This window comes from Parafrankia sp. FMc2, assembly GCF_041008525.1.
Lineage (GTDB): Bacteria > Actinomycetota > Actinomycetes > Frankiales > Frankiaceae > Parafrankia.
Map to the genome: position 1 here is coordinate 1 of NZ_JBFLUG010000278.1, position 4,361 is coordinate 4,361.

The following is a 4,361-nucleotide window of genomic DNA, read 5'->3' on the forward strand; positions in this document are numbered from 1 at the left end:
GGGGTGCGGGGTCGGTGGGTGGGGAGTGGACGGTGCACGCCACCGGCACCCTGCTCCCGGCCGACGAGACCGACGGACCTGACGACGACACGGGCACCGATACCGACACCCCGGACCTGGTCGTCTGGCCGCCTACCGGCGCCGACGAGGTCGACATCGAGGGTCTGCACGACGCCTTCGCCGCCGCGGGACTGCAGTACGGCCCGATGTTCCGCGGCCTGCGCCGGGTGTGGCGACGCGACGGCGAGGTCTTCGCCGAGGCGGCGGTGCCCGGCCCGGTGGACGGCTTCGTCCTCCACCCGGCTCTGCTCGACGCCGTCTTCCACGCCCTCGGCACCGGCGACCTGCTGACCGACGACGGCGTGGCCCGGCTGCCCTTCGCCTTCAGCGGTGTCCGGATCTCGAGTGCGCCTGACGGTGTGCTGCGCGCCTGGCTGTCCCGCGGGGACTCGTCCGACTCGGTTCGCCTGTTCCTGGCCGACGGTTCCGGCCTGCCGGTGGGACGGATCGACAGCCTGTCCCTGCGCCCGGTGGCCCCCGACCAGCTTCCCGGCGCCGACCTGACCGGCGGCGCTCTGTACGGCGTGGACTGGATCGAACGGCGCCTCCCGGACGTCGTGCTCGGCGGCCAGGCCGCACCCGGCGACCAGGTCACGGCCGGCGGGGACGCCGACGGCTGGGCCCGACTGATCGTGACGGACGCCGTGCCGGCCCTGCCGGCGCTGCCGGCGCCGGCCGAGGTACTGGTGATCGAGCTTGCGGGTGTGGAGGCGGACGAGCCCGGCGCCGGCCCGGCCGCCCCCCGGGCGGCGCTGGTGCACGAGCGGGTGACCGGTCTGCTGGCGCTGGTCCAGGAGTGGCTGGCGGACAGGACCCGGTCGGGTGGCCGGCTGGTCGTGGTGACCCGCGGCGCGGTGGCCACGGAGGAGCCGGACGAGGTTCCGGGCATGCCCGGAGTGGCGGACGCGGCGGTCTGGGGCCTGCTGCGGGTGGTGCAGTCGGAGCACCCGGACCGCGTGCATCTGGTCGATCTGGATCCGGCCGGCGCCGATGACGGCGTGCGCGGGGGCGTGGGCGCACTGCTCCCGCGGGTGCTCGCGGCCGGTCTCCCGCAGGTGGCGGTGCGGGGCGAGCGGCTGCTGGTGCCGCGTCTCGTCCGGCTGCCTGTTCCCGCGGCCCGTCCGGCGCAGGACGTGGCGGCGGCTGCAGTGGGCGCGGCGTCCGGTGAGAGTGCGGTGTCCGGTGAGGGCACCGGGGCTGCGGCGGCGGGTGGGGTGTTCGGTAGGGGCACGGTGGTGGTGACGGGTGGTACGGGTGCGTTGGGTGCGGTGGTGGCGCGTCATCTGGTGAGCGTGTATGGGGTGTCGGATCTGTTGTTGGTGTCGCGTCGGGGTGGGGCGGCGCCGGGTGTGGCTGGGTTGGTGGCGGAGCTGGTCGGGTTGGGTGCGCAGGTGCGGGTGGCGGCCTGTGATGTGGCGGATCGGGGTGCGGTGGTGGCGTTGCTGGCGGGTGAGTCGGTGTCGGGTGTGGTGCAGGTGGCGGGTGTGGTGGATGACGGGTTGGTGGGGTCGTTGTCGGCGGAGCGGGTGGCGGCGGTGTTGCGGGCGAAGGTGGATGCGGTGGTGAATCTTTTCGAGGTCACTTCTGGTCCGGATCTGTCGGCGTTTGTGGTGTTCTCGTCGGCGGCGGGTGTGCTGGGGAATGCGGGTCAGGCGGCGTATGCGGCGGCGAACACGTTTGTGGACGGTTTCGTGGGGTGGTTGCGGGGCCGGGGTGTGAACGCGGTGTCGATGGCCTTTGGCCTGTGGGATGTCGCCGGGGGAATGGGGGGATCCCTGGGCGACGGCGCGTTGGCACGGCTGCGCCACGGTGGGGCTGTTCCGCTGACCGTGGAACAGGGTCTGGCGGCGTTCGACGCGGCGCTGTCGAGCGGGCGCGGTCTGGTCGTTCCCATCGGCCTGGACCTGCAGGCGCTGCGCGCCGCCGGTGCGGCTGTTCCGGAGATGCTGACCGATCTCGTCCCCTCGCCGCGGCGCAGCCGGCCGTCCGGTGCACTGGGCCGTCGGCTGGCCGCCCTGCCCGGCGCCGAGCGGGACAGGACCGTGCTCGGCCTGGTCCGCGACCACGTGGCGGCCGTTCTCGGCTACGCCTCGGTGGATGCACTGGAACCCGGGCGGGCCTTCCAGGACCTGGGCTTCGACTCCATGACGGCGGTGGAGCTGCGCAACCGGCTGGGTACGGCCACCGGCCTGCGCCTGCCGTCGACCCTGGTCTTCGACTATCCGAACGCCGAGGTCCTGGCCCGTCACCTGGCCGCCGAGCTGCTCGACGCCCATCCCGACGCGGGGCGAACCCGCCGGGTGAGCGGCGGATCCGACGAACCGGTCGCCATCGTCGCGATGGCCTGCCGATATCCGGGCGGCGTCTCCTCACCGGAGGACCTGTGGGATCTGGTCGCCGCCGGTCGCGACGGCATCGGTCCGTTCCCGGACGACCGCGGCTGGGACGTCGACGGTCTGTACCACCCGGACCCGGATCATCCGGGGACGTCCTACACCCGCGAGGGCGGGTTCCTGCGCGGTGCGGCGGATTTCGATCCGGGGTTGTTCGGTATCTCGCCGCGTGAGGCGTTGGCGATGGATCCGCAGCAGCGGCTGTTGCTGGAGACGTCGTGGGAGGCGCTCGAGCGGGCGGGAATCGACCCGCTCTCGCTGCGCGGCAGCCAGGTAGGTGTGTTCGCCGGGGTGATGTACCACGACTACGGCATGCGGGCCGTCAACGTTCCCGCCGGCGTCGAGGGATTCCTCAGCACGGGCAATTCGGGAAGTGTGGCGTCGGGCCGGGTGTCGTACACGTTCGGTCTGGAGGGGCCGGCAGTCACGGTCGACACGGCGTGCTCGTCGTCGCTGGTCGCGCTGCATCTGGCGGCGCAGTCCCTGCGCGCCGGTGAATGTGATCTGGCACTGGCCGGCGGCGTGACGGTGATGGCGACGCCGAACACCTTCGTCGGTTTCTCCCGGCAGCGGGGCCTGTCCGCGGACGGCCGCTGCAAGGCCTTCGCCGAGGCGGCGGACGGTGTGGGGTGGGGTGAGGGTGTCGGGATGCTGCTGGTGGAGCGGCTGTCGGATGCCCGTCGCAACGGTCACCGGGTGTTGGCGGTGGTGCGGGGTTCGGCGGTGAACCAGGACGGGGCGAGCAACGGTCTGACGGCGCCGAACGGTCCGTCGCAGCAGCGGGTGATCCGCCAGGCGCTGGCGAGCGCGGCGCTGTCCACGGCAGACGTCGACGTGGTCGAGGGTCACGGTACGGGTACGACGTTGGGTGATCCGATCGAGGCGCAGGCGCTGCTGGCGACCTACGGCCAGGGCCGGCCCGAGGGGCAGCCGTTGTGGTTGGGGTCGGTGAAGTCGAACATCGGTCATGCGCAGGCCGCCGCCGGTGTGGCCGGTGTGATCAAGATGGTGCTGGCGATGCGCCACGGCGTGATGCCCCGGACGCTGCATGTCGACGCCCCGTCGTCGCAGGTCGACTGGCAGGCGGGCGCGGTGTCGCTGCTGGCGGAACCGCGACCGTGGGAGGTGGATGGCCGTCCGCGGCGGGCGGCGGTGTCGTCGTTCGGGATCAGCGGCACCAACGCCCACGTCATCATCGAGCAGGGCGACGCGGAGCCGGTGCGGGTGCCCGGCCGCGGCCTTCCGGTGGTTCCGGTGGTGCTGACGGCGGCGGATCCCGAGGCGTTGGCCGGGCAGGCGGAGCGGCTGCGGGCCGCCGTCGGCAGCAGGGTCGGCACTCCCGTCGGCACCGCGGACGGCGCCGCGGGTGGGCTGGATCTGGTGGATGTCGGCTGGTCACTCGCGGGGCGGGCCCGGCTGCGCCACCGGGCGGTCGTCCTACCGGCCGATCATGCGGCGCTGGAACGCGGGCTGTCCGGGCTCGCCGGTCAGGCGGGATCGTCAGGCGGCGTGGGTGTGGTTGCCGGTGAGGCACGGGCAGGCCGGTTGGGTGTGGTGTTCACCGGTCAGGGTGCGCAGCGGTTGGGGATGGGTCGGGGTCTGTACGAGGCGTTTCCGGTGTTCGCGCAGGCGTTTGACGAGGTGTGTGACCTGCTGGACGGGCAGGTGGATGTGCCGGTGCGGGAGGTGGTGTTCGGCGGGGACGCCGAGGTGTTGGGGGTGACGGGTCGGGCGCAGCCGGCGTTGTTCGCGGTGGAGGTGGCGCTGCTGGCTCTGGTGCGGAGTTGGGGTGTGGTGCCGGGGGTGGTGGCGGGTCATTCGGTCGGGGAGATCACGGCTGCCTATGCGGCGGGGGTTGTCGACCTGGCGGATGCGGTGGTGTTGGTGGCGGCGCGGGGCCGTCTGATG

General features: G+C 73.1%; 1 protein-coding gene. It reads left to right on the top strand.

All coding sequences use genetic code 11. The features are described 5' to 3' along the window. On the top strand, positions 1-4,361 hold a 4,361-nt coding region (locus AB1460_RS35965; RefSeq protein WP_368966938.1), incomplete at both ends, for an SDR family NAD(P)-dependent oxidoreductase.